The sequence below is a fragment of the Streptomyces sp. NPDC054757 genome (assembly GCF_053612185.1).
This window is the reverse complement of record NZ_JBSHBW010000036.1, coordinates 1-26,116: the sequence shown is the minus strand read 5'-3', so window position 1 is coordinate 26,116 and position 26,116 is coordinate 1. Positions and strand designations below refer to the sequence as shown.

Sequence of the window (26,116 nt, the reverse complement as noted above, 5' to 3'; positions counted from 1 at the left end):
CTCGAAGGACTGTTGTGGACGTCAATTCTGGAAGACCTGTATTGACGATGTCAACGATGATCCGGAGCGAGCACCGCGGGAGCATGGCAGGAGAGCGGGACGGATCAATGGCACAAGGAGCGCGGATGGCGACGACGCAGACGCAGGCAGGCCGGGAACTGCTGGGACTGTTCCCGCCCGGGACCACCCGGCAGGGGAACGGCGCACTGGCGATCAGCGGCGTACCGGCGGCCGAACTCGCTGAAAGCTACGGCACTCCCGCGCTCATCCTCGACGAGGCATCGGTCCGCGCCCGCGCCCGCCGGTACGCCGACGGCCTGGCCGCCCGATGGCCGAACTCCCGCGTCGCCTTCGCCTCCAAGGCCTTCCCCTGCACCGCCGTCATCCGCCTGCTCGCGGAGGAAGGCCTCGGCATCGATGTGGCCGGCGGCGGAGAGCTGACCCTCGCACTCGCCGCAGGCGCCGACCCGGCCGGCCTGGTCGTCCACGGCAACGCCAAGACCGAGGCGGAACTGCGCCTCGCCGTCGAGGCCGGCGCCGGGACGGTCGTCGTCGACAACTTCGACGACATCGACCGGCTGGAGAAAATCCTCGCCGGCACAGCGGCGGAGCAGGGAGTACTGGTCCGGATCACCCCCGGCATCCGCCCCGACACCCACGAGGCCGTGTCCACCGGCCAGAGCGGCTCCAAGTTCGGTCTGCCCCTGCCGCAAGCCCGGGAGGCGATCGCGCGGCTGCGCGGCAGCGACCGGCTGCGGCTGGACGGAGTCCACGTGCACGTCGGGTCGCAGATCCTGGACCTCGCACCCTTCGCGCAGGCCGTCGACGCGGTCGCCGAACTCGGCGAATTCGCCGTCTACGACCTGGGCGGCGGCCTCGGATCCCGCTACACCTACGCGGACCGGCCGCCCACGGTGGAGGCGTACCTCGACACCGTCACCGATGTCGCCCGACGCCTGCTGCCCGCCGACGCCCGCATCCTCATCGAGCCGGGCCGCTCGATGGTCGCGGAGTCCGGCGTCTCGCTCTACCGGGTCGTCTCCGCCAAGCGCGGCGGAGGCCACACCTTCGTCGCCGTCGACGGCGGCATGGGCGACAACCTCGAAGTCTCCCTGTACCAGCAGCGTTTCGAGGCCGCCGTCGCCGACCGCCCGACCGGCGGGGGCGAGCTGTGCCGCCTGGTGGGCCGGCACTGCGAATCCGGCGACACCCTCAGCGCCGGCGTCCCGCTGGCGGACCCGCGCGTCGGAGACCTGATCGCCGTGCCGGTCACCGGCGCCTACACCTATGCGCTGAGCAACAACTACAACGGCGCGCGCCGCCCGCCGGTGGTCTTCGTCCGCGACGGCGCGCACCGTGCAGTGGTGCGCCGCGAGACGTACGCCGACCTGATGCGCCGGGATCTGCCGTAGCGGCGCAGCCGGCCGATGCGGACTGTTCCCCTGCCCCGACTGATCAGGGCAGGGGACCGGACCGGCTGCGGGAACAGGCTTCCGGCCGGCAGCAGTTGGACCACCACCCGCGAGGGCTGATCCCGCACCCCCGACCGCGGGGGCGGGGCTGTCACTCCACCGCGGACGCCAGACTGAGGACCGGCGCCGCCTGGTCGGTGAGCTGGTGCAGCTGGTTCAGCTCGCTCAGGCGGTTCACCCCGGCCAACTGGTCCTTCACCCTGGGCAGCCGGCCCGCGTACGGCGCGGGGATGCCGGTCGCGGCGACAGCGTCGAGTGCGCCGACCGGGTTCAGCTTCGAGTCGGCCCGCCCGGCGGCGCCGGCGGCGCTCGCCGACGACATGGCGAGACACGGAAGGGCGGCCGCCAGAGCGAGGCATGTGGCGATTCGTCGTGTTGAGGTCATACCTGTGCAAACGCGTCGATGTGCCGATGGACACGGCGCGGACTGGCCCCACTGTGCAGTGACCGACGCGTTCGGCGCTGCCGTGAAGCCACAAGGCCATGAGGTCGGCGCGGCCACAAGGCCATGGGCTCGGCGCTCCCGGGGCCCGGTGACCGAGCCGGTACGAACCGGCGTGCACGGCGCACTCAGTGCACCACGGCAGTCCCCGTTGGCACTCCGCGCGCCCTACCGACGGCCGAGGGCCGCCGTAATGATGAGCGGACCGCAAGGGATCCAGGCGACTCCGCGCATCTGCCCCCGGCAGATGACCACGCGGCGGAAGGAGTCCACGTTGCTACTTCTCATCTCCCCGGACAGCGTCGAAGAGGCCCTCGACTGCGCGAAGGCGGCGGAACATCTCGACATCGTCGACGTCAAGAAACCCGACGAGGGCTCGCTCGGCGCGAACTACCCGTGGGTCATCAGAGAGATCCGCGACGCGGTCCCGGCGGACAAACCGGTCTCCGCCACCGTGGGAGACGTGCCGTACAAGCCGGGCACAGTGGCCCAGGCGGCACTCGGCGCGGCTGTCTCCGGAGCCACCTACATCAAGGTCGGCCTCTACGGATGCACGACCCCTGATCAGGCCGTCGACGTCATGAGGGGAGTGGTGCGGGCGGTGAAGGAATACCGGCCCGACGCCTTCGTTGTCGCCTCCGGATACGCCGACGCCCACCGGATCGGATGCGTCAACCCGCTCGCACTGCCCGACATAGCCCTGCGCTCCGGCTCCGACGCGGCGATGCTCGACACCGCCGTCAAGGACGGAACCCGGCTGTTCGACCACGTTCCACCCGACATCTGCGGCGAGTTCGTCGGGCGGGCCCATGAAGCCGGTCTGCTCGCCGCCCTCGCGGGCAGCGTCAAGGCCGAGGACCTCGGCGTACTCCACCGCATCGGCACGGACATCGTGGGGGTGCGTGGGGCGGTCTGCGAGGGGGGTGACCGCAACGCCGGAAGGATCCAGCCGCACCTGGTGGCCGCCTTCCGGGCGGAGATGGACCGGCACGCCCGGGAACACACGGCCCCCGTCACCGCCGCGAGCTGAGCGCCGGTATGCCGATACATCACCCCGGGCCCGCGCCCGCGCCCCCCGGCGAGCGTTTCGCCGTCCTCGACCCGGCAACGGGCGAGCCTTTCGACGAGGCTCCCGACCAGCGGCCTGACGCGTTGGACGCCGTCGTGGGCCGAGCCCACGAGGCCTGGCGCGGCTGGCGGTCCGACCCCGCCGCCCGTACGGTCGCGCTGCGCGCGGCAGCCGACGCCGTGGAGGCGGCCGGTGCGGACCTCGCTCCCCTGCTCACCCGTGAACAGGGCAAACCCCTGGCCGAGTCGTACGCGGAGATCGCCCGGACAGCGGCCCGGCTGCGCTACTTCGCCGGGCTCGAAGGCCCCGGGCCCCAGCCGATCACCGACGGACGGCCGGTGCGCGGCGAGATCCGCTGGCGACCGCTCGGGCCCGTCGCGGCCATCGTCCCCTGGAACTTTCCCCTGCAACTCGCTGCCGCGAAGTTCGCGCCCGCGCTCGCCGCCGGCAACACGGTGGTGCTCAAACCCTCTCCGTACACCCCTCTCGCCACCCGGCTGCTGGGTTCCGTCATCTCCGCCGTCCTCCCCGACGGCGTACTGACGGTCGTCACCGGTCACGAACCACTCGGCGCACGTCTCGTGTCCCATCCGGGGATCCGCCATGTCACCTTCACCGGCTCGGTCCCCACCGGCCGGGCCGTTGCGGGCGGCGCGGCGGCCTCGCTCGCCCGCGTCACCCTGGAGCTCGGCGGAAACGACGCGGCCGTCCTGCTCGACGACGTGGACGTCGAGTCGATCGCGGACCGGCTGTTCTGGGCGGCGTTCCGCAACTGCGGCCAGGTCTGCATGGCGGTCAAGCGCGTCTACGCCCCGGCCCGCCTCTACCCCCGGGTGATCGAGGCCCTCGCGGAGCGCGCGAAGACCGTCGCGGTCGGAGCGGGCCTCGCCCCGGACACCCAGCTGGGCCCGGTCAACAACGCCCCCCAGCTGGCCCGGGTCGAGACCTGCACGGCGCAGGCCCTGACAGCCGGTGCCCGAGCCGTCGCGGGGGGCCACCGGCTGGACCGGCCCGGGTACTTCTTCGCCCCGACGATCCTGGCCGATGTACCACCCGACAGCCCGGTGGTGACGGAGGAACAGTTCGGGCCCGTACTGCCGGTGCTGCCGTACGGGAACCTCGACGAAGCCGTCGAGGCGGCCAATGACACCGGCTTCGGACTGGGCGGCTCGGTATGGGGCACCGACCTCGACCGGGCCGCAGCGGTGGCCGACCGGCTGGAGTGCGGAACAGCCTGGATCAACCACCACGCCGAACTCTCCCTCGCCCAGCCCTTCGCGGGCATCAAGGAGAGCGGCGTCGGCGTCGCGGGCGGGCCCTGGGGGCTGTACGGAAACCTCAGACCCTTCGTCGTGCACCGCCCGGAGGAGGCGTGACGATGAGATTCGGCGCGGCCGTACTGCGCGCGTACGAGAGCCCGTTCACCGTCGAGGAGGTGATCCTCCACTCGGGACCGGCCGAGGACGAGGTCCTGGTCAGGATCGCGGGCTGCGGGATGTGCCGGACCGATCTCGCCGTCCGCGGCTCGTCCGGCCGCTCGCCGCTGCCCGCGGTGCTCGGCCATGAAGGGGCCGGGACCGTGGTGGAGACGGGCGGCCCGCACACCGGTCTGAGCACCGGCGACCATGTCGTGCTGAGTTTCGACTCCTGCGGCCACTGCCGTAACTGTATGGACGCGGCCCCCGCTCACTGTGACTCCTTCGCCGCGCTGAACCTCTTCGCGGGCCGCAAGGAGAACGCCGCACGGTTCACCGACGCGGCCGGGGGCGAACTGGCCCCCCGGTGGTTCGGTCAGTCCTCGTTCGCCGAGTACGCGGTCGTCCCGGCCCGCAACGCCGTCAGGGCCGACCCCGCGCTCCCCGTCGAACTGCTCGGACCGCTCGGCTGCGGCTTCCTCACCGGCGCCGGAGCGGTCTTCAACTCCTTCGGCGCCGGGCCCGGCGACACCCTCGTCGTCCTCGGCGCGGGAGCGGTGGGCCTGGCCGCGGTGATGGCGGCGGGCGCCGCCGGAGCAGTGACGGTCGCCGTCGACCGGCACCCCGAACGGCTGGCGTTCGCCGAACGGTTCGGCGCCGTCCCGCTGCACGCTGCATCGGCCGACCTGCCCGGCCGCATCCGGCGGCTGACCGACGGCGGCGCCCAGTACGCCCTCGACACCACCGCATCCGCCCGGCTGATCAACGACGCGCTGCTGGCCCTGCGCCCGACCGGCCATCTCGGTCTCGTGGCCCGGCTCCGTACCGTGCTGCCGCTCGAACCCGGGGCACTCGACCGGGGCAGGAGGATCTCCCACATCTGTGAGGGGGACGCGGTGCCGGGACTGCTGATTCCACGGCTGACCCGGCTGTGGCAGGCCGGACGGTTCCCCTTCGACGAACTGATCCGTACGTATCCGCTCGCCGCCGTCAACGAGGCCGAACGCGACTGCGAAGCGGGCCGTGTGGTCAAACCCGTCCTGATCCCCGAAGGAAAGAGCGGATGAGTGAGGCGTACGGCCCCGTCGGTCGCCGGCCGCCCCGTCGGGCGCTCCGCGCCGAACAGCACACCCCCGGCTGCGGCCTCGCGCGTCCACCGTCCGCAGTTCGCCGCCGCCCCATCCCGTACAGCTCACCGTTGGTGGTCCCAGCCCGCCCGAAGGAGGACACGTGGTCGGCACAACGCAGCGCAACACCGGTGTGGAAGGCGTGGAAGGAGGCGTGGGTCTGACCGCTCTTCTGGTCGCGGCGGCACGGGCGATCGAGACCCACCGCCACGACACCCTGGCCCAGGACGTCTACGCCGAGCACTTCGTGCTCGCCGCGCCGGCGTGCGCCGGCTGGCCGGTCCGTATCCAGCAGGTCGCGGGAGGGGACACGAACCCGCTGTGGGGACGGTTCGCACGCTACTTCGGTCTGCGGACAAGGGTCCTCGACGACTTTCTCCTCAGCTCCGTGCACACCGGAGGCGCCCGACAGGTGGTCCTGCTCGGCGCGGGGCTGGATTCGCGGGCGTACCGGCTCGACTGGCCTCCCGGCTCCGTGATCTACGAGATCGACCGGGAAGGCGTACTGGCGTTCAAGCACAAGGTGCTCGACGGACTGTCGGCCGCCCCGAAGGCGGGCCGGGTCCCCGTCCCGGTCGATCTGCGCGCCGACTGGGCCGGAGCCCTGGCCGACGCGGGCTTCGACCCGGCCGCGCCGAGCGTGTGGCTCGCCGAGGGGCTGATGTTCTACCTGCCGGCCGCCGTCGAGACCGACCTCATCGACAGGGTGGCCCGACTGAGCGCGCAGGGGAGCGCCCTGGCATTCGAGGTCAAGCTCGACAAGGACCTGCTGGAATACCGGGACAGCCCCCTCTACACGGCGACGGCCCAGCAGATTGGCATCGACCTGCTCAACCTCTTCGACAGGCAGCCGCGACCCGACTCCGCCGGTGATCTGACGGGCAGAGGCTGGTCCGTATCGGTCCACACCCCCTTCGACTTCACCCGCCGTCACGGACGCGGACCGCTGCCCGAGGAGAACGACGCCCTGGCAGGCAACCGTTGGGTGTTCGCGGACAAGCCCCGGCGGTAGCGGGCGGCGGACCCCTCACCCTTCCGGGCGGGGGCTGCCGAGGAACTCCGCTGTGGGCCGCCGTAGATCGAAGGGAGCCCAGCCCGGACTGCCGGTGCGGGCGAACGCCGCCCAGGCCCCGTGCACCCGGGCTGCGAGTCCCGCAGGAGCGGGGTCGGGGCCGAGCAGGCGGGACTGGCCGTGCAGCCAGGGTGCGTCGGCGATGTCGAACACGAAGGGCAGCTCAACGGTATGGGCAGCGCCAAGGCGCCCGTCCAGGGCTGTCGAGCCGTATCCGAACTCGTAGAGGTGCGTACGGCCGCCCGAGATCCGTGCGTGGGCCCGAGCCATGCGCGCCGTACCGGCCGTGAACAGCACCTCCCCGAGCATCGCGGAGCGCAGCTCGCCCGGTGTCGCTTCCGGCCGCGCCGTGCGGTGCGCGGCGAGGGCGGCATCCGGGTCCGGATGGACCCGGGCGGCGAGGGCGGACAGGTCGGCCTCCGTGGTGGACTCCAGGCCGCCCTGCGGTACGACGTACAGGTGCCCCTCTGCGGAGTTGGTGCCGATGAGCAGATCGACGCCGGCGGCCGGACCGTCGGCGAGGCTGTCGGCCGGCTGGGCGGGCAGGACCAGGCCGAACGGGCTGAGCCCGGCCAGCGGGTCCGTCGCGGTACGGGTGCGCAGATCGAGGCCGGCCAGTGCGGGCAGGACCGCGAGGAAGTGCTCGTCCGGGACCGGGGCGAACGCTTCGGCGGTCGGCTCGACGCCCAGCGCGGCCGCCGCCGCGGCGGTCACCCGCCCCGCCTGCTCCGGGGTGAACGCACCGGTGCCGGTGCCACTCTGCATGACCGCCCGGCGGAACAGGCCGCCTGCCTCCGGTGCCGCGAGCAGCGCGCCGGTGAGCGTGGCGCCCGCCGACTGGCCGAAGACCGTGACGTTGCCGGGGTCGCCGCCGAACACCGCGATCGTCGCCTGCACCCAGCTGAGCGCGGCGAGCACATCGAGCAGCCCGCGGTTGGGCGGGGCACCCGCCAGATCGAGGAACCCGGGGATGCCGAGTCGGTAGTTCACCGTCACCAGCACGACGCCGTCGCGGACGAAGGCGCTGCCGTCGTGGAGCGCGGCGCGGCTCGACCCGGTGACGAACCCGCCACCGTGCACGAAGACCATGACGGGGCGTCTGGCGCCGTCAGCGGCAGGCGTGTGCACATCGACGGTCAGGTACTCGTCGCCGGGCACCCAGCCCGGACCGAAGTAGGGGGACATGTCGAGCCGGCCGAAGTCGCGGGACGGCTGCGGAGCCGTGGGCGCGGGCCGCGTGGCGTCCCGTACACCGGCCCAGCCCGGGTGGGGGTCCGGCGGTGCGAAACGGCCGGCGCCGGTCGGCGCCGCAGCGTAGGGGAGGGCGCGGTAGCGCTCACCGGATCCGTCACGGACGCCGCGCACGGTGCCCGCGGGGGTTTCGGCCAACGGTTCTGTCTGCTGGAGCACGGGAGACTCTTCCTCTCGGGTGGGGGACCTCTCGGGTGGCGGGATCAGGACATACGGGAGAAGGCGGCCCACTCCTTGACCGTGAACCTCGACCCGTCGCGGGCGACCTGCGCGGCGCCGTGGCCGCCGAAGTGCGCGGGGAAGACCAGCGCGTTGTCGTCGGCGGCATTTCCGAGCAGCCGGTGCCGGGTGGCCCGGGACTGTGCCGGATCCTCACAGAAGCAGGAGTTGGTCCCGGGCTCGGCGATCTGCAGCGCGGTATGCACGAGATCTCCGACGAAAAGGGCCCGGTCGCTGCCGGAGCGCAGGGTGAGCACGGACGAGCCGGGGGTGTGCCCGGGAGCGAGATCAAGACGCAGGTTCTTGTCGATCCGGTACGTCTCCTCCCACAGCCGGGTGAGTCCCGCCCGGTGGACGGGTGTGACACTGTCCTCGAAGACGTTCTGGTTCCCGCGGCCCAGTACGGACGTGTTCTCGTTGGCCGGGTTCCAGAAGTCGAAGTCCCGACGGTTCATCAGATACGTGGCGTTGGGGAAGGTCGGCACCCAGTCCCGGCCGTCGAGGCGGGTGTTCCAGCCGACATGATCGACATGCAGATGGGTGTTGATCACAATGTCGATGTCCTCGGGCCGCAGCCCGGCAGCGGCGAGCCGGCCGAGGTAGTCCGTGTCCAGCCGGCTCCACACCAGTGCGTAGGGGCGGTCCTTGTGGTTGCCCACACCGGTATCGACAAGAATGGTGCGCCCCTCGCTGCGCAGCAGCCAGGACTGGATCGCCGAATGGCACTCGTCCGTCGCCGGGTGCCAGAAGTCGGGTGCCAGCCAGTCGAGGTTCCCCTCCCACGAACTGTGGGAGCTGTCCGGGAAGAACTGTGCCGGGGACATCCCGACCGGGCCGTAGAACTCCTTGATACGGGTGACGGTGACGTCGCCAAGGATGAGCTGCTCCGGGTTCTGATCCATACGTCTGTCCTCGGGTCCGGGGGATGTGACCGAATGAGACCGAGCCTGGGACCGCGGACCGCCACGCACCACTCCCGGCTTGTCCTACCCCTCGCAGGGTGTGGCCGGGATCCGGCCGCGCACGAATACTGGGGTCATGAGCGATCCCGGCCCACTCGGCGTCTTCCTCCAAGCCCGGCGGGCGCGGCTGCGCCCCGCGGATGTCGGCCTGCGCGACCTCGGGCCCCGCAGACGGGTGGCCGGACTCCGGCGCGAGGAACTGGCCCAACTGGCCGGCGTCAGCGTCTCGTACTACACACGGCTGGAGCAGGGCCTGTCCCGCGGGGCCTCGGCCGAGGTACTCGACGCGATCGCCCGCGCTCTGCTGCTCGACGACCATGAGCGCGAGCACGTCGGCCGGCTCGCCGGCGCCGCCCGCCACACGCCCCGGGTGCGCCGCCCGCGCCCCGAGAGGCTCGCCGGCGAAACCCGCGACCTCCTCCGCGCCGTCGACGGCGTCCCGGCGCTCGTGCTCGGCCGCCGTACGGACGTACTGGCCTGGAACACCCTGGGCCACGCCCTGCTGGCCGGCCACCTGGACCCGCTCGGCCCGCAGGACCCGGCGCGGCGCCCGAACATGACCCGCATGCTGTTCCTGGACCCGCACTGCCGGGAGCTGTACGCGAACTGGAAGCCCAAGGCCCGCGCAGTGGTCGGCAACCTGCGCATCGCCGTCGGCAGACACCCGGACGACCCGCTGCTCGCGGAGCTGATCGGCGAACTGACCATGAAGAGCCCGGAGTTCGTCGCCCTGTGGGCGGACCACCGGGTGACGCCCTGCGACGCCGCCTCCTACGAGCTGCACCACCCCGTCGTCGGCAGGGTGACGGTCACACAGCAGACACTCTCCATCGCCCGTTCACCGGACCAGATGCTCATCGTGTGCACCACCCCCGCCGGATCCTCGTCCGGCCAGGCCCTCACGCTGCTCCGGCAGATGAGCGGCAGCCGGGCCCCGCACACGGACAACGACGGCCCGGGCGCCGTCGCCACCGCGAGGGCGGCCCGGCAGGACTGAGGCAGTGCGGTGAAACCGCACGATGACCACGGAGCCCTCAACGGCCCACGACAACCCCAACCCACGGGCAGTCAGGGACAGTCAGTCCCCGAAGCCCATTGTGGAAAAAGGTATTTCGTGACCTCTCGAAGGGGTCGCTACGGTCGGATTCATGGATAGGAATTTTCGGACGGCCGAAGAACTCACGACCGCCCTGCGTGCCGGTGAAGTGACCTCGGAAGAACTGACCGACCAGGCGATCGCCCGTATCGAGCGGGAGGACAAAGCGGTCAACGCGATCTGCGTGCCGGACTTCGACCGTGCACGGGAGGCCGCGAGCCGCGCCGACCGGGCCCGCGCCCGCGGTGAGGACCGGCCCCTGCTCGGTATCCCGGTAACGGTCAAGGAGTGCTACAACATCGCCGGGCTGCCCACGACCTGGGGCATGCCGCCCCACCGCGGCCATCTGCCGGCCGAGGACGCGGTGCAGGTGTCCCGGCTCAGGAACGCGGGCGCGGTGGTGCTCGGCAAGACCAATGTGCCTTTTGGGCTGCAGGACATACAGAGCTTCAACGACATGTACGGGACCACCAACAACCCGTGGGATCACAGTCGTACGCCGGGCGGCTCGTCCGGTGGATCGGCGGCGGCCCTGGCGTCCGGATTCGGCGCCCTGTCCATCGGCTCCGACCTCGCAGGCTCGTTGCGCACCCCCGCGCACTTCTGCGGCATCTACGCCCACAAGCCGACGCTCGGCCTGGCGGCGCCCCGCGGCATGACGCCCCCCGGCACGCCGGCGCTGCCGGCCGACCTCGACCTCGCCGTCGTCGGCCCGATGGCACGCAGCGCCCGCGACCTCACGCTTCTGCTCGATGTCATGGCCGGACCGGACCCCCTGACGCTCGGTGTGGCACACGAGGTGAGACTGCCACCCGCACGTCACGACCAGCTCCACGGCTTCCGGGTCCTGGTCCTCGACCAGCACCCGTTGATCCCGACCGGGTCCGCTGTGCAGGCGGGCGTGAACCGGGTGGCCGACGCGCTCCTGGACGGCGGCGCACGTGTGGAGCGGCGGAGTCCGCTCCTGCCAGACCTGGCCGAAGCCGCCGTCCTCTATACACAGTTGCTGTTCTCAAGCTCCGTCGCACGCTTTCCCGTCGGCTCGTACGAGCAGCTGCGGGCCAGGGCCGCCGCACTGAGCGCCGACGACCGGAGCCTGGAAGCCGCACGGCAGCGGGCCATGGTCTTCACCCACCACGACTGGCTCCAGGCGGACAGCCGCCGCGAACTCCACCGGCAGGCCTGGCGGCGGCTCTTCACCGAGTTCGACGCCGTGGTGTGTCCCGTCACGCCCACCCCCGCCTTCCCGCACGACCACAACCCCGCAGTGGACAAACGCCGGATCGACATCGACGGCGTCGATTACCCGTACTTCGACCAGCTCGTCTGGGCCGGTCTGCCCACCATGCCCGGCCTGCCCGCCACCGCCATACCGACGGGCGTGTCTCCCGGGGGACTCCCGGTGGGAGTGCAGCTCGTCGGCCCGATGCACGAGGACCGCACCCCGCTGCGCCTTGGCGAACTGCTCGAAGAGAGGATCGGAGGATTCCAGGCACCGGGGCCGGCTGCCCGGCCCTGACCAGGACCGTGCCTGGCGGGCAGCGTGTTCTCCACTCTGCCGCGATGCGCCCGGGACATCACCAGGCTGTACTCGTCAACGCCAGTCCGACCATGAGCCCGAAATAGGCGAGAACCGCCGGCAGACAAATGAGGAGCAGAAGCCGGCCGGCCAGGATGGCCCACAACGCCACACCCCGGCCGTCCTTCGCCGGCAGCCGGCGGCCCCGGAAGCGGGGCGCCGGCTATGGGCCGCGGGATGTGCGTCATGGCGGCGCGAATGGAGACAGAGGTAAGTGACGGCCCGCGATCCCCATATCGAAGTTGCGGGGGAGCCGGACGGTGCGCAGCATGGTGAGCAGTGGATCCCCCCTCCCTCTGCCGTCCGATGGCCCGGCCGGTCGGCCCGCGGAAGGTCGTCGGCGCGGGGAATCGAGCGGGCTGCACAGGCGGAGCTGCCGCACCGCAGGCGATGTCCGGCTCGGACGACGGGGGCGCCACGGAAGATCGGTCACGCCCTGAGGTGTCCGACACCGCAGAGCAAAGGGACTGCCGATATGGACACCAGGCAAACCCAGTAAGCCGCACCCCCCTGGTCCCGGTTACGCGTCGAGGACTGGGGAGATACCGGAGGTACCCGGGAGGCGCTGCACGTGCGGGCCCAGAACGTCGGCAAGTTACGACTGGCACACACCCGTTCTCCACCACTGGTGGCCGGTGACTCTCTACCCCAGCCCGCAGGGGCCGACCACCTCCGCTGTTCGATCTCTGTGGACCGGCCGGGAAGAGGGCCGCCGCTCACGGGCCGCACACACCAGCCGACCGATAGACGCCACTCCCAGAGGAAGGTCTGCCCGATGCCTGAGGAAAGTTTCCCCGCCCCCGAGTCCGGAATGCTTCTCAGCTACTTCCTCACCGTCGCTGACGTGCCCCGCTCACGGACCTTCTACACCGAGGTCTTGGGCGGAGAACTGGTACTGGCCGAGAACCCGTGCACCGTCCGGCTTGCGAACAGCTGGCTCATCATGAATCCGGGTGGTGGTCCCACTCCGGACAAGCCCGGGATTACTCTGCATCCGCCGGATGACCGGAGTGCTGCGACATGTTTTCTCAATATTCGTGTGGCTGACATTCAGGCTGTTTATGAGGAGTGGAGCGCGAGGGGGGCGGATTTCATTACCGAGCCGATTGACCGGAAAGCGGAGATTCGCTGTTATCTCCGTGACCCTGACGGCTATCTGATCGAGCTGGGGCAGGCCACTGGCATGCTCCGTGGTATCTATGCTGACCCCGCTCCCGAGCCCGGAGCGGCACACGATTGAGCAGCGGGCGGCGGTCTTGGCCAGTCGGCAATCGACGCCGGGGTGAGCTTGTGGGCTCAGCCCAGTGTGTCCATGAGGGCAGTGATGTAGGCGTCGAGCCGTTCCTCCAGTGCCCGCGTCGTCAGCTCTGTCCTGCCGGCCTCCTGCCACGGCCGCGCCACCTGCCGCACTTCTTCCGAGCTTGCCAGCGCGTCCCGTACCTGCCAGTACAGCCGGTCGCCCCGCGCTGCGGCCAGTACCCCGCCGGCCTCCTCGTACGCCTCGGTGAACCGCAGACCCCACGCGGGGCCGTGCAGCAGTGCGAGAACGGTCGAGCAGTGCGCCACATCGAGATCCACCGGGCCCCAGGAGGCCGCCGCCCAGTCGACGACCCCGGTGATCGGGGCATCGGCCGAGGGTGAGGTCGGCTGCTCGAACAGCACGTTGCCGGGCTGGAAGTCCCGGTGCAGGAACCGCCCTTCGTACGGCGGCGCGGGCTTGCGGATCACGTCGATCGCCGCAGCCCATAGCCTCGCGTCGGCGCCCCTGGGAACGACGACGGTGTCGGCGGTCGTCAACGCCACGTACTCGGGGGGCGGTTCGGCGGGACGTAGCGCATGGATCGCCACGAGCTGGCGGGCCAGCCGGGGGATGCGGGTCTCCAGTCCCTCGTCGCCCAGGACCGTGCGGCCTGCCAGATGGGTCATCAGGAGCGAGGGATACGCACAGTGCGCTGCGCTCGAATCGACCGCGACCAGTCCGGGAGCCGGCACATCGGTCCCGGTGAGCAGGGTCAGGGCGCCGGCCTCCCGCCCCAGCCAGTCCACGGCGTGCTGCACGGAGCCCGGGTCGGTGAAGCTCCGCAGGACCAGGTGACGGGTGGCTCCGCTGCGCGTGGTGATGGTCAGCCTCCGCACGTCGGCTGTGATGCCGCCGTGCAGAGGCTCGGCTCGGACGATCCGCTCGCCGGTCTCCAGGTGCCGGTTCGCCCAGGCCAGGGTTTCCGGGCGGACGGCGGCCGCCTCATCGTGGTGGGTCATCCCGCCACCTCACCATCGGGGCGGCGGCCCGCGCAAAGGCCTTTTCTGCGGGGGCGGGGGGAGCCGACGGGGCGGGTCTCCGGGGCTGCGGCTACTTCCGGACGGGGCACACCCCCGGGGAGGCAACCGTGTTGTACTGCGGGGCCGCCTGCGCCGTCGTCACGTTCTTGCTGCCGAGCTGGTTGAGGATCTCGTCGGAGAGGAGATCCTGCTGGCCCTTGAGGGCGTCGGCGACGCCGGTGTCCTTCGGGAAGACCATCTCCGCCGCGATGTTGTCCTGCACGATGCGGGCCAGATTGTCGAGCGCGGTGAAGACCGGGTCCGCCGGCGGCTCCAGGCCGGGCAGGTCGATCAGGTGGGTGGCGACCTTCGCCGCGTTCATGCAGTCCTTGATGATGATGGTGTTCTGGTTGAGCACGCTGGTGGTCCACTGTGAGATCACCACGCAGTACAGATCGGCCCAGGCCGTCTCGCCGACCTTGGCACGCCAGGTCTTCATGGTGTCCTGCACGCCCTTGATCTGGGCCTGTGAGGCATGTTCCATGTTGGTGCGGATGGCCGGGTAGACGCTGGCGGAGAACTGCTCGAACGACGCCATGTCGAAGTGCTTCGCGGCGACCGATGCCTTGATGAACGCCAGGGCGCCGTCGAGGATCGCGGCGCATGACGTCTGCAACGCGGCCGGCAGTCCGGCGGACGGCAGGTTCTGGCGGGCGGTGGAGAGCTTGGCGGCGTACGCCTTCAGCGGCTCGATCCACGCGGTGGACGTGTCGTCGTTGTAGGCGACCATCATCAGGTCGTGCGGGTCGATGCGCTCCGCGTTCGGCAGGTTCGGGATCTTGTCCGCGAGGTATGAGGCGATCACCGAGAAGACGCCGAGCGGGGTGTGGGCGATGGACTTCGCCAGCTCGAAGGTCTGGGCCACCGGGTTGACGGACTCCTGCCCGTCTTTGGTGACAAGCGTGAACCGGCCGCCCTTGGCGTCGTTCTGCACGACGACCACCGGGGAGAGATGCTTGATCAACTCGGCTTTCAGCGTCGCGTAGTTGGTGCGCATGCCCGCGTTGACGACGAACATCGACTCGCGGGCCTGCTCCTGGGTGACCGCAGCGGTGGTCACGGTGCCCGCCGTCGAGGTGTTCGCGGCACTCGGGGCTGCCGAGTAGCCGAGCAGGGCGGCAGTTCCGACTCCCGTAGCGCTGCCTATGAATCCTCTGCGCGTAGCCATCTTCGTTTTCTCCATGGGGATATCGAGTACGGATTGCTGGAGTGCGGGGGGCTCTGAGACATGGGGGAACCTTCAGTTGGGGGGATGGGGGGGATGGGGGGGATGGGGGGAACGGGGGGAATTGGGGGGCGAGGGGTGCCGTGGGGAGAGAGCGTGCGAGTTCCCTCCCCACCGCGTACAGAGGGCTGGGCGTTACTTGAGATCGCGTTACTTGAGATCGCGTTGCTTGGGCACCACGACGCCGAAGCGGTCCTGGACGGTGGCGAGCGCGGCCTCGTGCACCTGGGCGGCGGGGATGCCGCGGGGGTTGCCCTTGAGGGGGAGAGGGCGGGTCGCCGAAGCGTCGCCGATCACGGTCGGGCGGTAGCCGTTGTAGACGGCGCCCTCGGTGGTGAACAGGGTGCACATGTGGGTCATGAAGCCGGCGATGATGACGTTCTTGCGGCCGGTCCTCTTGAGTTCCGCGTTGAGGTTCGTGTCGTGGAAACCGTTGGGGACGGCCTTCTCGACGACGGTCTCGCCCTTGGCCGGCTTGAGTGCGGGGATGATCCGGCCCGCTTTCGACTTGAGGTCGTAGCCCTTCTCCACGATGTGGATGACCGGGGTGTGCGCCTTGCGGGCCCGGTCGAGGAGAGCCTTGGTGTTCTTGACCGCTTCGCGCCAGCCGGTGAGCTCCATCGTGCCCCCGGTGTAGACGTTCTGATAGTCGACCAGGACCAGCGTGGCGTCCGAGAGCTTCGCCGGGGTCTCGTCCTGTTTCGTCAGCTGCCGCAGCGTGGTCGTGTCCTTGGCGTAGTCCTTCTCGTGGCTCTTCCGGGGGCTGCTCTGGTCGTGCCGGCCGTGGCCGTCGGCGCGGGTGGCGGCTTCGGAGCTTCCGCCGCACGCTGTCATGGTGGCGGCGAGGACGGTGGCCGCGCCCAGTGCGGCGGCCGGGCGGAGCAGCTTGGGCTTCATCGGGTGATCTCCTTCTGCGTCGCGACCACGACTCCGTACAGGTCCGCGATGGTGGCGAGGGCGCTGTAGTGGACCTGGCAGGCGTCGAGGTCGGTGCCCGCGACCGGAAGTGAGCGAGTGGCGGTGGCCTCGGCGACGACGGTGGGACGGTTGCCGTTCAGGAATGCGCCTTGGGCGGTGAACGTCACGCACATGTGGGTCATCCAGCCCGCGATGATGACGTCCTGGCCCTCCTTGAGGTGGGTGTCCAGGTCGGTGCCGACGAAGGCGTTCGGGGCCTGCTTCACGACGACGGGTTCGTCCTCGAAGGGCGCGACCCGGGGGTGGATCCGGCCGATCTCGGCTCGGATGTCGTACGGGGTGCCCTCGCCACCGTCGTTGATGACGTGCACGACCTTGGTGCCGGCCTCGCGGGCCCGTGCCAGCAGCTGCGCGGCGGCGTCGAGGGACTTCTCCCAGCCGTCGAGTTCCATGACTCCCTGGGTGTAGGTGTTCTGGAAGTCGATGAGGATCAGCGTCGAGCCGGCCAGCTTCGCGGGCGCCTGGTCGAAGCCGTTGAGCTCGCGCAGCGTGGTTCGGGACATGGGTGTACCGCCTTAGGAATTACGGGGGAGGGAGGCAGTCCGGGGTGTTCCGTCGGGCTGCGTCAGTAACGCTATGGACCCAGCGCTACGTCGGCAATGACGTCTAACATGCAGATACCGACACACCGACCGCGGCCTGTCGGCCAGACTCAGGGGGCCCCGTGCCAAACACAGTCACCGGCACCGGCATGGGTGCGGGCAGGCGGCTGATCGTCATCGTGCTCTTCGAGGGCGTCGACCTGCTCGACGTCACCGGCCCGCCGGAGGTGTTCTCACTCGCCCTGCGCGAGACCGACGAGGCGGCGGGCTACCAGGTCGTACTCGCCGCGGAGAACAGGGGACCGGTCACCACGGGCGCGGGCGTACGCATCCTGCCCGATGTCACTTTCCAGGAGGTGGCGGAGGGCGGGATCGACACGCTCATCGTGCCCGGGGCGGTGGAGGTCGATGGGGCGGGACGGGTGCATCCGCTGGTCGACCCGGCGCTCGTGGCCTGGGTGAAGGTGCTCGCCGCTCGGGCGCACCGGGTCACGTCCGTGTGTGTGGGGGCGCATCTGCTGGCCGCTGCCGGGCTCCTCGACGGCAAGCGCGCCACCACCCACTGGTCGACCGCGCGACAACTGGCCGCCGATCACCCGGCGGTGCGGGTCGATGCCGATCCGATCTTCATCCGCGAGGGCCAGGTGTGGACGGGTGCGGGGATCAGTGCCTGTCTGGATCTGTCGCTGGCGCTGATCGCGGACGATCTCGGTGAGGCGGTCGCTCTGCGGGTGGCCCGCCAGCTGGTGATGTACCTCAAACGCCCCAGCGGGCAGAGCCAGTTCAGCGTCCCGCTGGAGCAGGTCTCCACGACGCGCCGTATCGAGGACCTGCGTCACCACATCCTGCGCCGCATCGCGGAACCGCTGACGGTCGTCGATCTGGCCGAGTACGCGCACGTGAGCGACCGGCACCTCACCCGCCTGTTCAAGACCGAACTGGGCCTGACCCCGCACGCGTACATCGAGTCCGTCCGCGTGGAGAAGGCCCGCCATGAGCTGGAGTCCTCCGACGCCACGCTGGAACGCGTCGCCGCCGTCTGCGGGTTCGGGACGGTGGACACGCTGGTACGTGCGTTCAGGCGCCGCCTGAACACGACACCGACGGAGTACCGGCGCCGGTTCCGGGTGCCCTTGGCACCGTGATACCGGGCGGTTTCGGCGCCACGGCACGAGGGGGACGGCTCGGACTCGGCGGCCGGGGGAAGGGGATCCGGCGCGGCTGGGTTCAGCGCTGTGGTCCGGGGGGTGTGAGCAGTGCAGCGAGGCGGTGGGTGTCTGTGAGATAGCGGTCGTAGGGAAAGCCTGCCCCGAGAAGGGCGGACCGGAGTTCTTCTTCCAGTGGTTTGCCTTCGGCCTGGAAGGTGTTCTGGCCTGTCGGTGTGAGGGAGACCAGGCGCCGGCGCCGGTGGGCGGGGTCGGTGTTGATCGTTACGTAGCCTTCCGCCTCCAGCGGGCGCAGGGCGCGGCTGATGGCGGGATCGGACAGAGAGAGGGCTCCGGCGAGCTCGTGCTGGGTAGCCGGCTGGATCTCTTCGAGGGTGCCAAGGAGCCGTAGCTGGCTGGGCGTGAGGCGCTGTTCGGGGCCGGAGCGGCGCCGGGCTGCGTCGTTCATCAGCATGACTACGCGGTAGAGGAGTTCTGCCAGTCCTTCGTCCATGGGTTCACCCTACCGGATACTTGCAACGTTAATATTAACCATGCAACACTCAAGGCCATGGACACTCTCCCCTACGCGGTGCGGACCGCGTTTCCGCTTCTCTTCATGCTGGTGCCCGCTCTCGGAGCGCTGCTGAGCTGCCGCCGCCGCGACCCGGGCCGGCCGGCGGCGGAAATCTGGCAGCGCTGGTGGGCCGTCGGCGCCCTCGGCATCGGCAGCCTGTGGATCACGCTGTCGTTCTTGGCGGTCCCGCAGGCCATGGCCGACACCATCGGCTTCGCCCACTCGCCGTTCCAGTTCGAGATCGCCTTCGCCAACCTCGGCCTTGCCGTGCTGGGTTTCCGAGGCGCGTCCGCGTCGCCGCGCGAGCGCCTCACGAGCGGGCTGGCGGCCGCCGCGTTTCTGTGGGGGGCGGTGATCGGCCACGTCTACCAGTGGTTCGCCCACGGCGACCACGCCGCGGGGAACACGGGCGGCATCCTGGCCAACGACGTCCTCATTCCCGCCGTCATGATCGCCCTGGCAGCCCGCGACCTCCGCCGCACAGGTTCCGGCCACGGCCGGGCCACCCGCCGTCCGGCAGTCTGACGGCTGCCGGACTCCGCCTGCCGGATCTTGCTTACCGGGCAGGCGGCGTCGTACTCCGAGGCGGGGAAGCCCCTCCAAGAACTCCCGACTGAATGAGCGTTCCAGCGAGAAGTCGGTCTCCCGGTGGAGTGCGCCGGCTCGGGCGGATGTTTCCAGCCCCTCGGCAAGGGCTGCCGGGTCAGCGCCGGGCAGCAGGTCCACTGAAAGGCAGGTCCCCTGAAACCACTCGTGTGGCAGGGCAACTTCTTGGTTTGAGATGTTGCGAATGGGGCCTGGTGGGGGAGTACCTGTCTTATGACACTGAGCCGTCGGTCCTTCATACGTTCAACAACTGCTGTTTCGGGTGCTGTTCTTGTATCGGGAGGGGGTGTCGCACGGGCTGAGGTTCCGTTGCGTCGGGCCGTTGCCCCTGCGGGCAGCGGAGCGCCGGCCGACTGGATGGGAGGCTTGCCCGACGGGTTGTCCCTGCTGCGGATGACCATCCCGGGTACCCACGATTCGTGCTGTACCGACCCTGCCAAGGGCACCGAGTGGTCACACACCCAGAACTGGGGGATCACCGAACAGCTCCAGCGGGGCATCCGGTTTCTGGATCTACGGGCGAACGGTCTCGAGGGGCATCTCGACGACTCGTTCGGGATGTACCACGCGGGGTTCTACCAGGGCATCACCTTCGATGAAGTGCTGGATCAGTGCAAGGACTTCCTGCGACAGCATCCGGGGGAGACGGTCGTGGTCCGGTTGAAGAAGGAGAGTGGTACGGACAACGACGTGGGCGCGCGTTTCAAGGATGTCCTGAACGTGTATCTCGACGCCAAGGGGTGGCGTCCGTCGTTTCTCCTGACGGACCGTGTGCCGTCGCTCGGTGAGGCGCGTGGCCGGATTGTTCTGATCGCCCAGTTCGACAATGACTGGCCGATTCTGCAGTGGCCCGGCGGGGACAACGATTTCCTGTCCAACCAGTGGTTCTCGCTCCAGGACATCTACCAGGGCCTGTCGCGCCCGTCTGCGAAGACGGGGAAGGTGATCCAACAGTTCGACAACGTGTCCGGGGACCAGGATTCGGGTTTGATGTATATCAACTTCACCAGTTACGCGGGTGGTGGCTGGCCCAAGGTCAACGCGGACGCGATCATGCCCGGGGTGCAGAGCTATCTGAATGCCCGCCTGGCGGACCGTACGCATCTGGGCATCGTTCCCATGGACTTCCCTGACTTCCACTCGGACACACTGCGCACTCTCATCGACTGGAACTGGCACTGATGCTGGGTGCTGGGTGCTGGGTGCTGGGTGCTGGGACAGGTTCATCCATGGATCCTGCCCCTTGCCCGGTCCTCGCCGGGACCTGAGTGAGTTCGGTCTGTGATGGTCCCGGGTGGTGTTGCTCAGGTAGCTGGTAGGAGGCCCCATGTCTGGAGGCTGTACGGTCGGCCCTTTTCCTCTCCGTTGATCAGCGGAATGTCTAGCTGGCTGAAGCCGGTCGTGGTTGCCACGGCGATGCTCGCGTGGTTTTCGGCCTCCAATTCCAGGATCACTTGTCCCACTCCGAGTTGATCGAAGGCATATGCACTCATCAGCCGCACTGCTCGTGCAGCCAGCCCCTGGCCGCGGTGCGCCGGCCCGATTACGTAGCCGATTTCTGCGCCTCTGGGCACGCGCCGAAGCATCACCTCGCCAAGTGGCCTGTGGCCATCGAGGGTAATGGCGAGCAGGATCGTCGTGCCCTCGCCCCGCATCTGCCGGTCCCGTTCCAGTCGTGCGCGGGCGGCTGTGTCGTCGAAGGGTGAGACGATCGGTGTCCAGTACGCGATGTCGGGATGGTCGAACAGGTCCGGCATCGCGGCGAGGTCTGATTCTGTCCAGTCGCGCAGGACGAGACCTTCACCTGTGATTTCGATCCCTTCGGGAAAGGATGAGGGGGTACTGCTCATGGGGAGGTGGGTCCTCTCTGGATCCGGGAGCGGGCAGGGCAGGATAACCGGGGGATTCGTCGTCGGTTTACTGGATTCGCGTGTGCTCGCGCTCCTCCTCGCCGGTACAGCCCCAGCCGATGCCGGCGGTCCCTGTACAAGCACGGGAGCAGGGGCTTCAACCCGGCGGGCAGATGTGACACACGCAAGGCAGTCGTCCTGTCCGAGGCGACCGTCGCCCCGCACAAGCTCCGTTGTGATCTGGCTGCCGTCACCGCCGGGCACCAAACCCTTCTCGGACTGGCTGTGGACTGCCCCTCCACCAGCGTCGTCTGCGTGCCCGCCTCCTGACAGAGGTCCGGCCCCCCAGGCCCGAAAGTCGGCTGTCGGCGGGAGCCGTGCGGGAAGCAGTACGAGGCCACGGCGGATGGTTTCTGCTGCCTGATCTTCACGGGCCTGTCGGAGTCTTCCTCCGATCGTCGCCCAACGACAGCCTGGCCCCCGGATCCTTCCCAGGGGTTGTCGATGCTGTGGGCCTGCACCTGTCGGGCCGGGCGAACTCGCTGGTCGGGTGTATTTACCTCCGAGGGAATTGGTTCGATGTGGTGGTTGCCGCAGACTCCTGGTCATGACCAGTTACCGGATTCACACCGCCGATACCGCGTCCGAAGCCGCGAAGGAGCCGCTGACAGTCTTGCAGGGGGCCTTCGGGTTCGTTCCAGCCGCGGCGGGACTCATGGCGAACTCACCGGCGTTGTTGAACACCTTCTTCTCCGCGTTCGGGCACTTCCGCGGTGGCGGCACGTTCGGTCCGGACGAACGGCAGGTCCTGCTGCTGTCCAATGCGGTCGCCAACGGAAGTGAATGGGCAGTCGCCTTCCACACGCTGGAAGCGCTCGCGGACGGGGTCGATCCGGCCGTGGTCGAGGCCCTGCGCCGTGGCGATCTGCCCACCGATCCGCGCATGGCGGCGCTGTCGGCGCTCACCCGCGCCTTCATCGACAAGCGGGGCCGGCTCGATGAAGCGGACGTGGCGGCCTTCACGGCGGCCGGTTTCGGTGAGGAGCAGCTGTTCGAGGTGATCACCGGGGTGGCCATCTCCGCGATGACGAACTACACGGCGAACGTCGCCCGGCCACCGCTGGAGGCGGCGGTGCAGCCGCACGCGTGGACCACGGGATACTTGAGTGGTGTCTGAGGTCGGTCCGCTGTTGAAACACTGGAGGAGCGCCCGGCGGTTGAGCCAGCTGGCTCTGGCCGCCGAGGCGGCGGTGTCGATCCGCCATCTGTGCTTCCTCGAGACCGGCCGCGCGAATCCCAGCCGGGCCATGGTCCTCAAGCTCGCCGAGGTACTCGACGTACCCTTGCGCGAGCGCAACACGCTGCTGCTCAAGGCTGGTTTCGCGCCCGAATACCCGGAGTCCGAACTGGACGCGCCGTCGCTCGCCGCCGTCCGTGAGGCGCTCGATACCATCCTGGCGCAGCAGGAGCCCTTCCCGGCCCTGGTGATGGACCGCAGCTGGGACATCCGGCACACCAACACCGCAGCCCGCCGCTTCTTCGCCTTCCTCCAGCACGGGCAGGCGAGGACAGCTCCCGGCCCGGCGAACGTGCTGCGCCGGATGTTCCACCCCGACGGCGTCCGCCGACACGTAACGAACTGGCCGGAGGTTGCCGAGGCGCTGGTCCGGCGCGTGCGCCGGGAGGCGATCGGGGGCGTCACCGATGAGCGCGCCCAGAGGATCCTTGACGAGGTACTGGACTACCCCGGGGTGCCGATCTCGCTGCGGTCGCTCGACGCCTCCACACCGGTGCTGCCGATCGTGCCGATCCGGTACAAGCGCGCTGACCGGCGGTTCGACTTCTTCTCCACCGTGACAACGCTCGGGACACCGCAGGACGTGACGCTGCAGGAACTGCGCATCGAGTGCTTCTTCCCGATGAACGACGAAACTCGATTGCATGCACGTCAGTTCGCCGAGTCGGCGCAGCTCTGACCTCGTGGGTGCCGGACAGAACCCGCATGTGACCGTGACCCGTCCCGTTCCACACCCACCGCTCGACGTTTCCCCAGGTCAGACATCAAAGTCGGGCTGGAGTACTGGCCTCGGGTGTCCCCCTGGATACGGCGTCCGCTCTCTCCCCCCGGAAGGCGGTGAACCGACGCGGGAGGCCGGAGGACTGGAAGCCGCTGCTGGAAGAACTGGCCCGTCGCTATGGCCCGTGAGAGAGCTTGCCGACCGGGATGCCCTGAGGCAGCGCTCGCCGTCCGAGCCGTTGGAACTTGCCCAGCCGGCCCAACCGCACCATGTAGTTGCATTGCATTGCATTGCATTGCATTGCATTGCATTGCATCGGAGCGGGGCAGCAGTCTGCCCCGCTCCGAGCATGGTGTCGGCACACAGGTCCAGCGGAGGGGCGCACGCGGCAACTTGATCCCGCGCACTGCCCGGTCGTCGTCACTTCCCCGGCTCGGCCCCCGGCCGCGAGTGCCAGAGGCCGGTGGGGAGCGTCGCGCTGACCGACGTGCGGCAGTCCATTTTCTGTCGTCGGAAACGGTGAACGGCCCCGGTCGCGGAGGTGAATCCCGGGACCGGCGCCGTTCCGGGTCGCCGTCCGGATACGGAGTCCGGCATGCGGTCTCCGGACACGGGGCCCGGGCCGGGGATCCGGCTACGGATGGTCGCGGATCGCGGATCGCCGGTCGCGGTCAGCGCGAACGCTGCCCGGTGAGGAGGCGGTACAGCAGGAGCACGATCACCGAGCCGACGATCGCGGCAATCCACGTCGAGAGGTGGAAGAAGCCGTTGATGGAGTGCACGCCGAAGATCACCTTGCCGAGCCAGCCGCCGAGCAGACCGCCGACGATACCGATGAGCATCGTGACGAGGCAGCCGCCCGGGTCCTTGCCGGGCGTGAGTGCCTTGGCGATGGCGCCCGCGATGAGGCCGATGAGAATCCAGGCGATGATGCCCACGGTGTGCGTCCTTTGCTGTAGGTGGTGCCGGGGAAGGCCCGACGGGGGTTCGCCAGGTCTGCCCGCGGGGTGCTCCGCGCGGACGGCCGGCGACATACGGGTATCCGCTCGGGAGCACTCCACACCCGGCCAAGGTCCGGCGGCGCGTCGGACAGCTCGGTCCGGTGCTGTGGCGGCAGCCGGCCCCACCACGCCCGTACCATCTCCCTGCCTGACGCTCTCCCTTCCCGTTCGACCTGCTCGCGGGCCTGACGCGCCTCGCGTTCTCCCCTCTCCTCCACTGCCCTCTCTTCCACCTGGTAGGGCTTTTCGGCGTCGCTGGAGAAGACGGTGCCGAGCGCTTGTGCGCCGTCAGGCCTGAGCGGCCTCCTTCGAGATCCGGTCGAACTGTTCCGCCATAGCCGCTTGCAGGGCGTTCGCCGCCGACAGCGGGCGGACCATGACCGTGAACTCGTCGATCAGGCCCTCGCCGTTCACGTGCAGGAAGTCGGCGCCGCTGATCGAGCGGTCGCCGACGCGCGCCTCGAAGACGAGAACGTGGTCGCACCCGCTCGCGTCGTTGATCTCCCGGACGTAGTGGAAGTCCTCGAAGACGCGGGTCACCGCGCGCAGGATCGCCATCGTGATCGCCTTGCCCGGGTACGGCTTGAAGACGACTGGGCTGGTGAAGACGACGTCGTTGGCGAGCAGCGCCTCGATCGCCTCGTGGTCGTTCGCCTCCACGGCCTTGCGGAGTGCCTGCATGGCGACACCTTTCCTGATCCGGGCCCCGTTGAACCCATATGCAAATTGTTTAATAGGTGTGGATGAAAATAATCGCATCACTGTACGGTGTCCAGATGTCTTTGAAATACGCGGTGCTCGCGGCCCTCCTGGAGGGCGAGGCTTCGGGCTACGACCTGGCGAAGATCTTCGATGTGTCCGTCTCCAACTTCTGGGCCGCGACGCCCCAGCAGCTCTACCGCGAGCTGGAGCGACTCGCCGCCGACGGCCTGATCGAGGCCCGGCTCGTCCCGCAGGAACGCAGACCGAACAAACGGCTGTTCACGCTCACCGACGGCGGGCGTGCCAGCCTCGCCGCGTTCACCACCAAGGAACCGCGGCCCGTCGCCGTGCGCGACGAGCTGATGGTGAAGGTGCAGGCCGCGGACGCCGGAGACACGGCCGCCGTACGGACCCACATCGAGGAGCGCATGGCGTGGGCCACGGGCAAGCTGGCCCGGTACGAGCGCGTGCGCACCCACCTGCTGCAGGGCATGGCGGAAGAGGAATTCCTGCGGGACGGCGAGCGGGTCGGCCCCTACCTGACGCTGCTGCGCGGCATCTCCCTGGAGGAAGAGAACCTGCGGTGGGGCGAGCGCGCTCTGGAGATCCTCGACCTGCGCACGGCGAGGTCCGGCCGATGACGACCTACCCACCCGCGCTACGTGGCCCTCGTCGACAGCCAGACCGAGGTCTACGGCGTCGGCGATGACACGACCGGTCTGCGCGGCTGCGCCGACCGCCTCGCGAACGGCCCGCGGAGCTCGACCCCGGGATGCGGTACGCCAATCTGGCCGTGCGCGGCCGGCGGCTCGCCGGACAGGTGCGCGCCGAGCAGCTGCCGCTCGCGCTCGCCCTGCGCCCAGACCTGGCGACTGTCGTGGCCGGGTCAACAACCTGATGCGCCCCTCCTTCGACGCTGACGAAACCGCCGGGCACCTGGATTGGTTTTGTCCACGAGAACGAGGTTCTGGCTCAGGTTCTGTGATCCGTGCACGGTGAGTGACGGCCGAACTCCCTGCGGTGCCTGGGGAAGTTGCCTCAAAACGAGCAGTGGCAGGAACGAGTGGGCCGATAGTTCGGGGCTGTGAATGAGATCCTGCGTACAACCCGACGTCGTTGGTGAGTTCGAGGGCGATGCCGCCATCGACCGGGGCCGATGGCGGCACTCGGTACGCCTCACCCGGCTGCGCCTGGACCGCACACCGGAGTCGATGCCCGCCTTCCGCGCGGACTGAGAGCTGCCGGCAGGGTCAGGTGCAGCCCGCACGCGCAGGGACGGCCCCCATGCTGACCAAGATCAATGCCGGGCAGGGAGTGCAGCCCGCATGCGCAGGGACGGTCCATCTGGCACCAGTGTGCGTTCTCATTCATGGTGAAGCTGCGTCATCGGCCTGACCTGTGTGGATGCAGATGACTGAGAGATGCTGGGATGGACTTTAGGTAGCGCTT

The 26,116-nt window shown here is 69.4% G+C and carries 26 protein-coding genes and 1 pseudogene; 16 read left to right on the top strand and 11 right to left on the bottom strand.

What is annotated here, in order from left to right; genetic code table 11:
- Positions 1 to 125 precede the first annotated feature (125 nt).
- A complete protein-coding gene (gene lysA / locus ACWGKJ_RS30525) occupies positions 126 to 1,412 on the top strand; it encodes a diaminopimelate decarboxylase (RefSeq protein WP_385029061.1) in 1,287 nt (428 codons plus the stop codon).
- 151 nt (positions 1,413 to 1,563) lie between these two features.
- Here lysA and ACWGKJ_RS30520 read toward each other — a convergent pair whose 3' ends face one another.
- The gene (locus tag ACWGKJ_RS30520; protein ID WP_385029064.1) at positions 1,564 to 1,794 is read right to left on the bottom strand and encodes a hypothetical protein; all 231 of its coding nucleotides are present in this window, start codon (positions 1,792 to 1,794) and stop codon (positions 1,564 to 1,566) included.
- Positions 1,795 to 2,161: 367 nt separating this feature from the next.
- On the opposite strand from ACWGKJ_RS30520, the gene ACWGKJ_RS30515 reads away from it, so the two are divergent.
- From ACWGKJ_RS30515 to ACWGKJ_RS30500, 4 genes are all read left to right on the top strand, one after another.
- Complete coding sequence (locus ACWGKJ_RS30515; RefSeq protein ID WP_385029067.1) at positions 2,162 to 2,944, top strand: (5-formylfuran-3-yl)methyl phosphate synthase; 783 nt, start codon at positions 2,162 to 2,164, stop codon at positions 2,942 to 2,944.
- An 8-nt stretch (positions 2,945 to 2,952) separates the two neighbouring features.
- Positions 2,953 to 4,359 carry an aldehyde dehydrogenase family protein gene (locus tag ACWGKJ_RS30510; RefSeq protein WP_385029070.1) on the top strand — a complete coding sequence of 469 codons (1,407 nt, stop codon included), beginning with the start codon at positions 2,953 to 2,955 and terminating at the stop codon, positions 4,357 to 4,359.
- 2 nt (positions 4,360 to 4,361) lie between these two features.
- Positions 4,362 to 5,465, top strand: coding sequence for an NAD(P)-dependent alcohol dehydrogenase (locus ACWGKJ_RS30505; RefSeq protein ID WP_385029073.1), 1,104 nt, complete (start codon positions 4,362 to 4,364; stop codon positions 5,463 to 5,465).
- 163 nt (positions 5,466 to 5,628) lie between these two features.
- On the top strand, positions 5,629 to 6,537 hold the full coding sequence (locus tag ACWGKJ_RS30500; RefSeq protein ID WP_385029076.1) for a class I SAM-dependent methyltransferase: 909 nt from the start codon (positions 5,629 to 5,631) through the stop codon (positions 6,535 to 6,537).
- Between the two features lie 15 nt (positions 6,538 to 6,552).
- On the opposite strand, the gene ACWGKJ_RS30495 is transcribed toward ACWGKJ_RS30500, so the two are convergent.
- Together ACWGKJ_RS30495 and ACWGKJ_RS30490 are read right to left on the bottom strand one after the other, a co-directional pair.
- Positions 6,553 to 8,007: a carboxylesterase/lipase family protein gene (locus ACWGKJ_RS30495; protein WP_453315873.1), complete on the bottom strand. Its 1,455-nt coding sequence runs from the start codon at positions 8,005 to 8,007 to the stop codon at positions 6,553 to 6,555.
- Positions 8,008 to 8,051: 44 nt separating this feature from the next.
- Positions 8,052 to 8,969, bottom strand: a complete 918-nt coding sequence (locus ACWGKJ_RS30490; RefSeq protein WP_385029086.1) for an MBL fold metallo-hydrolase — start codon at positions 8,967 to 8,969, stop codon at positions 8,052 to 8,054.
- 136 nt (positions 8,970 to 9,105) lie between these two features.
- Between ACWGKJ_RS30490 and ACWGKJ_RS30485 the strand changes: the two genes are divergently transcribed.
- The 3 genes from ACWGKJ_RS30485 to ACWGKJ_RS30475 all read left to right on the top strand — a co-directional run bounded on the left by ACWGKJ_RS30485 (position 9,106) and on the right by ACWGKJ_RS30475 (position 12,944).
- On the top strand, positions 9,106 to 10,026 hold the full coding sequence (locus tag ACWGKJ_RS30485; RefSeq protein WP_385029089.1) for a helix-turn-helix domain-containing protein: 921 nt from the start codon (positions 9,106 to 9,108) through the stop codon (positions 10,024 to 10,026).
- A 151-nt stretch (positions 10,027 to 10,177) separates the two neighbouring features.
- Positions 10,178 to 11,644 carry an amidase gene (locus tag ACWGKJ_RS30480; RefSeq protein ID WP_385029092.1) on the top strand — a complete coding sequence of 489 codons (1,467 nt, stop codon included), beginning with the start codon at positions 10,178 to 10,180 and terminating at the stop codon, positions 11,642 to 11,644.
- An 835-nt stretch (positions 11,645 to 12,479) separates the two neighbouring features.
- Positions 12,480 to 12,944: a VOC family protein gene (locus ACWGKJ_RS30475; protein WP_385029095.1), complete on the top strand. Its 465-nt coding sequence runs from the start codon at positions 12,480 to 12,482 to the stop codon at positions 12,942 to 12,944.
- 56 nt (positions 12,945 to 13,000) lie between these two features.
- Here ACWGKJ_RS30475 and ACWGKJ_RS30470 read toward each other — a convergent pair whose 3' ends face one another.
- The 4 genes from ACWGKJ_RS30470 to ACWGKJ_RS30455 form a co-directional block, all read right to left on the bottom strand.
- Positions 13,001 to 13,963 (bottom strand): phosphotransferase family protein, encoded by a 963-nt coding sequence (locus ACWGKJ_RS30470; RefSeq protein WP_385029098.1) that lies wholly within the window; start codon positions 13,961 to 13,963, stop codon positions 13,001 to 13,003.
- 91 nt (positions 13,964 to 14,054) lie between these two features.
- A complete protein-coding gene (locus ACWGKJ_RS30465) occupies positions 14,055 to 15,191 on the bottom strand; it encodes a hypothetical protein (protein WP_385029101.1) in 1,137 nt (378 codons plus the stop codon).
- A 207-nt stretch (positions 15,192 to 15,398) separates the two neighbouring features.
- Positions 15,399 to 16,145, bottom strand: a complete 747-nt coding sequence (locus ACWGKJ_RS30460; protein ID WP_385029104.1) for an isochorismatase family protein — start codon at positions 16,143 to 16,145, stop codon at positions 15,399 to 15,401.
- On the bottom strand, positions 16,142 to 16,729 hold the full coding sequence (locus tag ACWGKJ_RS30455) for an isochorismatase family protein (protein ID WP_385029108.1): 588 nt from the start codon (positions 16,727 to 16,729) through the stop codon (positions 16,142 to 16,144). The genes ACWGKJ_RS30460 and ACWGKJ_RS30455 overlap by 4 nt, the downstream gene beginning before the upstream one ends.
- 188 nt (positions 16,730 to 16,917) lie before the next feature.
- Here ACWGKJ_RS30455 and ACWGKJ_RS30450 point away from each other — a divergent pair, with 188 nt between their 5' ends.
- The gene (locus ACWGKJ_RS30450) at positions 16,918 to 17,913 is read left to right on the top strand and encodes a GlxA family transcriptional regulator (RefSeq protein WP_385029142.1); all 996 of its coding nucleotides are present in this window, start codon (positions 16,918 to 16,920) and stop codon (positions 17,911 to 17,913) included.
- Positions 17,914 to 17,995: 82 nt separating this feature from the next.
- Here the strand turns inward: ACWGKJ_RS30450 and ACWGKJ_RS30445 are convergent, their stop codons facing one another.
- Complete coding sequence (locus ACWGKJ_RS30445) at positions 17,996 to 18,427, bottom strand: MarR family winged helix-turn-helix transcriptional regulator (RefSeq protein WP_385029112.1); 432 nt, start codon at positions 18,425 to 18,427, stop codon at positions 17,996 to 17,998.
- 57 nt (positions 18,428 to 18,484) lie between these two features.
- On the opposite strand from ACWGKJ_RS30445, the gene ACWGKJ_RS30440 reads away from it, so the two are divergent.
- Complete coding sequence (locus ACWGKJ_RS30440; protein WP_385029115.1) at positions 18,485 to 19,015, top strand: DUF6790 family protein; 531 nt, start codon at positions 18,485 to 18,487, stop codon at positions 19,013 to 19,015.
- Positions 19,016 to 19,489: 474 nt separating this feature from the next.
- On the top strand, positions 19,490 to 20,278 hold the full coding sequence (locus ACWGKJ_RS30435) for a phosphatidylinositol-specific phospholipase C (protein WP_385029118.1): 789 nt from the start codon (positions 19,490 to 19,492) through the stop codon (positions 20,276 to 20,278).
- Between the two features lie 122 nt (positions 20,279 to 20,400).
- Here ACWGKJ_RS30435 and ACWGKJ_RS30430 read toward each other — a convergent pair whose 3' ends face one another.
- Entirely contained in the window at positions 20,401 to 20,946 is a 546-nt protein-coding gene (locus ACWGKJ_RS30430) for a GNAT family N-acetyltransferase (protein WP_385029121.1), read from the bottom strand.
- 607 nt (positions 20,947 to 21,553) lie between these two features.
- Here ACWGKJ_RS30430 and ACWGKJ_RS30425 point away from each other — a divergent pair.
- Positions 21,554 to 22,123: a carboxymuconolactone decarboxylase family protein gene (locus ACWGKJ_RS30425; RefSeq protein ID WP_385029124.1), complete on the top strand. Its 570-nt coding sequence runs from the start codon at positions 21,554 to 21,556 to the stop codon at positions 22,121 to 22,123.
- Entirely contained in the window at positions 22,116 to 22,922 is an 807-nt protein-coding gene (locus ACWGKJ_RS30420; RefSeq protein ID WP_385029127.1) for a helix-turn-helix domain-containing protein, read from the top strand. The genes ACWGKJ_RS30425 and ACWGKJ_RS30420 overlap by 8 nt, the downstream gene beginning before the upstream one ends.
- A 713-nt stretch (positions 22,923 to 23,635) precedes the next feature.
- Here ACWGKJ_RS30420 and ACWGKJ_RS30415 read toward each other — a convergent pair.
- Both ACWGKJ_RS30415 and ACWGKJ_RS30410 read right to left on the bottom strand, forming a co-directional pair.
- Entirely contained in the window at positions 23,636 to 23,902 is a 267-nt protein-coding gene (locus ACWGKJ_RS30415; RefSeq protein ID WP_385029130.1) for a GlsB/YeaQ/YmgE family stress response membrane protein, read from the bottom strand.
- Between the two features lie 351 nt (positions 23,903 to 24,253).
- On the bottom strand, positions 24,254 to 24,646 hold the full coding sequence (locus ACWGKJ_RS30410; protein WP_385029133.1) for a nuclear transport factor 2 family protein: 393 nt from the start codon (positions 24,644 to 24,646) through the stop codon (positions 24,254 to 24,256).
- 95 nt (positions 24,647 to 24,741) lie between these two features.
- On the opposite strand from ACWGKJ_RS30410, the gene ACWGKJ_RS30405 reads away from it, so the two are divergent.
- From ACWGKJ_RS30405 to ACWGKJ_RS30395, 3 genes and pseudogenes are all read left to right on the top strand, one after another.
- Positions 24,742 to 25,308 (top strand): PadR family transcriptional regulator, encoded by a 567-nt coding sequence (locus tag ACWGKJ_RS30405; RefSeq protein WP_385029136.1) that lies wholly within the window; start codon positions 24,742 to 24,744, stop codon positions 25,306 to 25,308.
- Between the two features lie 21 nt (positions 25,309 to 25,329).
- Positions 25,330 to 25,609: pseudogene (locus ACWGKJ_RS30400) on the top strand (GDSL-type esterase/lipase family protein); the annotation flags it as partial.
- Between the two features lie 146 nt (positions 25,610 to 25,755).
- Positions 25,756 to 25,902: a hypothetical protein gene (locus ACWGKJ_RS30395; RefSeq protein WP_385029139.1), complete on the top strand. Its 147-nt coding sequence runs from the start codon at positions 25,756 to 25,758 to the stop codon at positions 25,900 to 25,902.
- The last annotated feature ends 214 nt before the right edge of the window (positions 25,903 to 26,116 follow it).

Coding starts and splice junctions, on each gene's coding strand:
- lysA (WP_385029061.1), top strand. CDS start 126: ATGGCGACGACGCAGACGCAGGCAGGCCGGGAACTGCTGGGACTGTTC.
- ACWGKJ_RS30520 (WP_385029064.1), bottom strand. CDS start 1,794: ATGTCGTCGGCGAGCGCCGCCGGCGCCGCCGGGCGGGCCGACTCGAAG.
- ACWGKJ_RS30515 (WP_385029067.1), top strand. CDS start 2,162: ATGACCACGCGGCGGAAGGAGTCCACGTTGCTACTTCTCATCTCCCCG.
- ACWGKJ_RS30510 (WP_385029070.1), top strand. CDS start 2,953: ATGCCGATACATCACCCCGGGCCCGCGCCCGCGCCCCCCGGCGAGCGT.
- ACWGKJ_RS30505 (WP_385029073.1), top strand. CDS start 4,362: ATGAGATTCGGCGCGGCCGTACTGCGCGCGTACGAGAGCCCGTTCACC.
- ACWGKJ_RS30490 (WP_385029086.1), bottom strand. CDS start 8,969: ATGGATCAGAACCCGGAGCAGCTCATCCTTGGCGACGTCACCGTCACC.
- ACWGKJ_RS30485 (WP_385029089.1), top strand. CDS start 9,106: ATGAGCGATCCCGGCCCACTCGGCGTCTTCCTCCAAGCCCGGCGGGCG.
- ACWGKJ_RS30480 (WP_385029092.1), top strand. CDS start 10,178: ATGGATAGGAATTTTCGGACGGCCGAAGAACTCACGACCGCCCTGCGT.
- ACWGKJ_RS30475 (WP_385029095.1), top strand. CDS start 12,480: ATGCCTGAGGAAAGTTTCCCCGCCCCCGAGTCCGGAATGCTTCTCAGC.
- ACWGKJ_RS30470 (WP_385029098.1), bottom strand. CDS start 13,963: ATGACCCACCACGATGAGGCGGCCGCCGTCCGCCCGGAAACCCTGGCC.
- ACWGKJ_RS30465 (WP_385029101.1), bottom strand. CDS start 15,191: ATGGCTACGCGCAGAGGATTCATAGGCAGCGCTACGGGAGTCGGAACT.
- ACWGKJ_RS30460 (WP_385029104.1), bottom strand. CDS start 16,145: ATGAAGCCCAAGCTGCTCCGCCCGGCCGCCGCACTGGGCGCGGCCACC.
- ACWGKJ_RS30455 (WP_385029108.1), bottom strand. CDS start 16,729: ATGTCCCGAACCACGCTGCGCGAGCTCAACGGCTTCGACCAGGCGCCC.
- ACWGKJ_RS30450 (WP_385029142.1), top strand. CDS start 16,918: ATGGGTGCGGGCAGGCGGCTGATCGTCATCGTGCTCTTCGAGGGCGTC.
- ACWGKJ_RS30445 (WP_385029112.1), bottom strand. CDS start 18,427: ATGGACGAAGGACTGGCAGAACTCCTCTACCGCGTAGTCATGCTGATG.
- ACWGKJ_RS30440 (WP_385029115.1), top strand. CDS start 18,485: ATGGACACTCTCCCCTACGCGGTGCGGACCGCGTTTCCGCTTCTCTTC.
- ACWGKJ_RS30435 (WP_385029118.1), top strand. CDS start 19,490: ATGACCATCCCGGGTACCCACGATTCGTGCTGTACCGACCCTGCCAAG.
- ACWGKJ_RS30430 (WP_385029121.1), bottom strand. CDS start 20,946: ATGAGCAGTACCCCCTCATCCTTTCCCGAAGGGATCGAAATCACAGGT.
- ACWGKJ_RS30425 (WP_385029124.1), top strand. CDS start 21,554: ATGACCAGTTACCGGATTCACACCGCCGATACCGCGTCCGAAGCCGCG.
- ACWGKJ_RS30410 (WP_385029133.1), bottom strand. CDS start 24,646: ATGCAGGCACTCCGCAAGGCCGTGGAGGCGAACGACCACGAGGCGATC.
- ACWGKJ_RS30405 (WP_385029136.1), top strand. CDS start 24,742: ATGTCTTTGAAATACGCGGTGCTCGCGGCCCTCCTGGAGGGCGAGGCT.
- ACWGKJ_RS30395 (WP_385029139.1), top strand. CDS start 25,756: ATGAGATCCTGCGTACAACCCGACGTCGTTGGTGAGTTCGAGGGCGAT.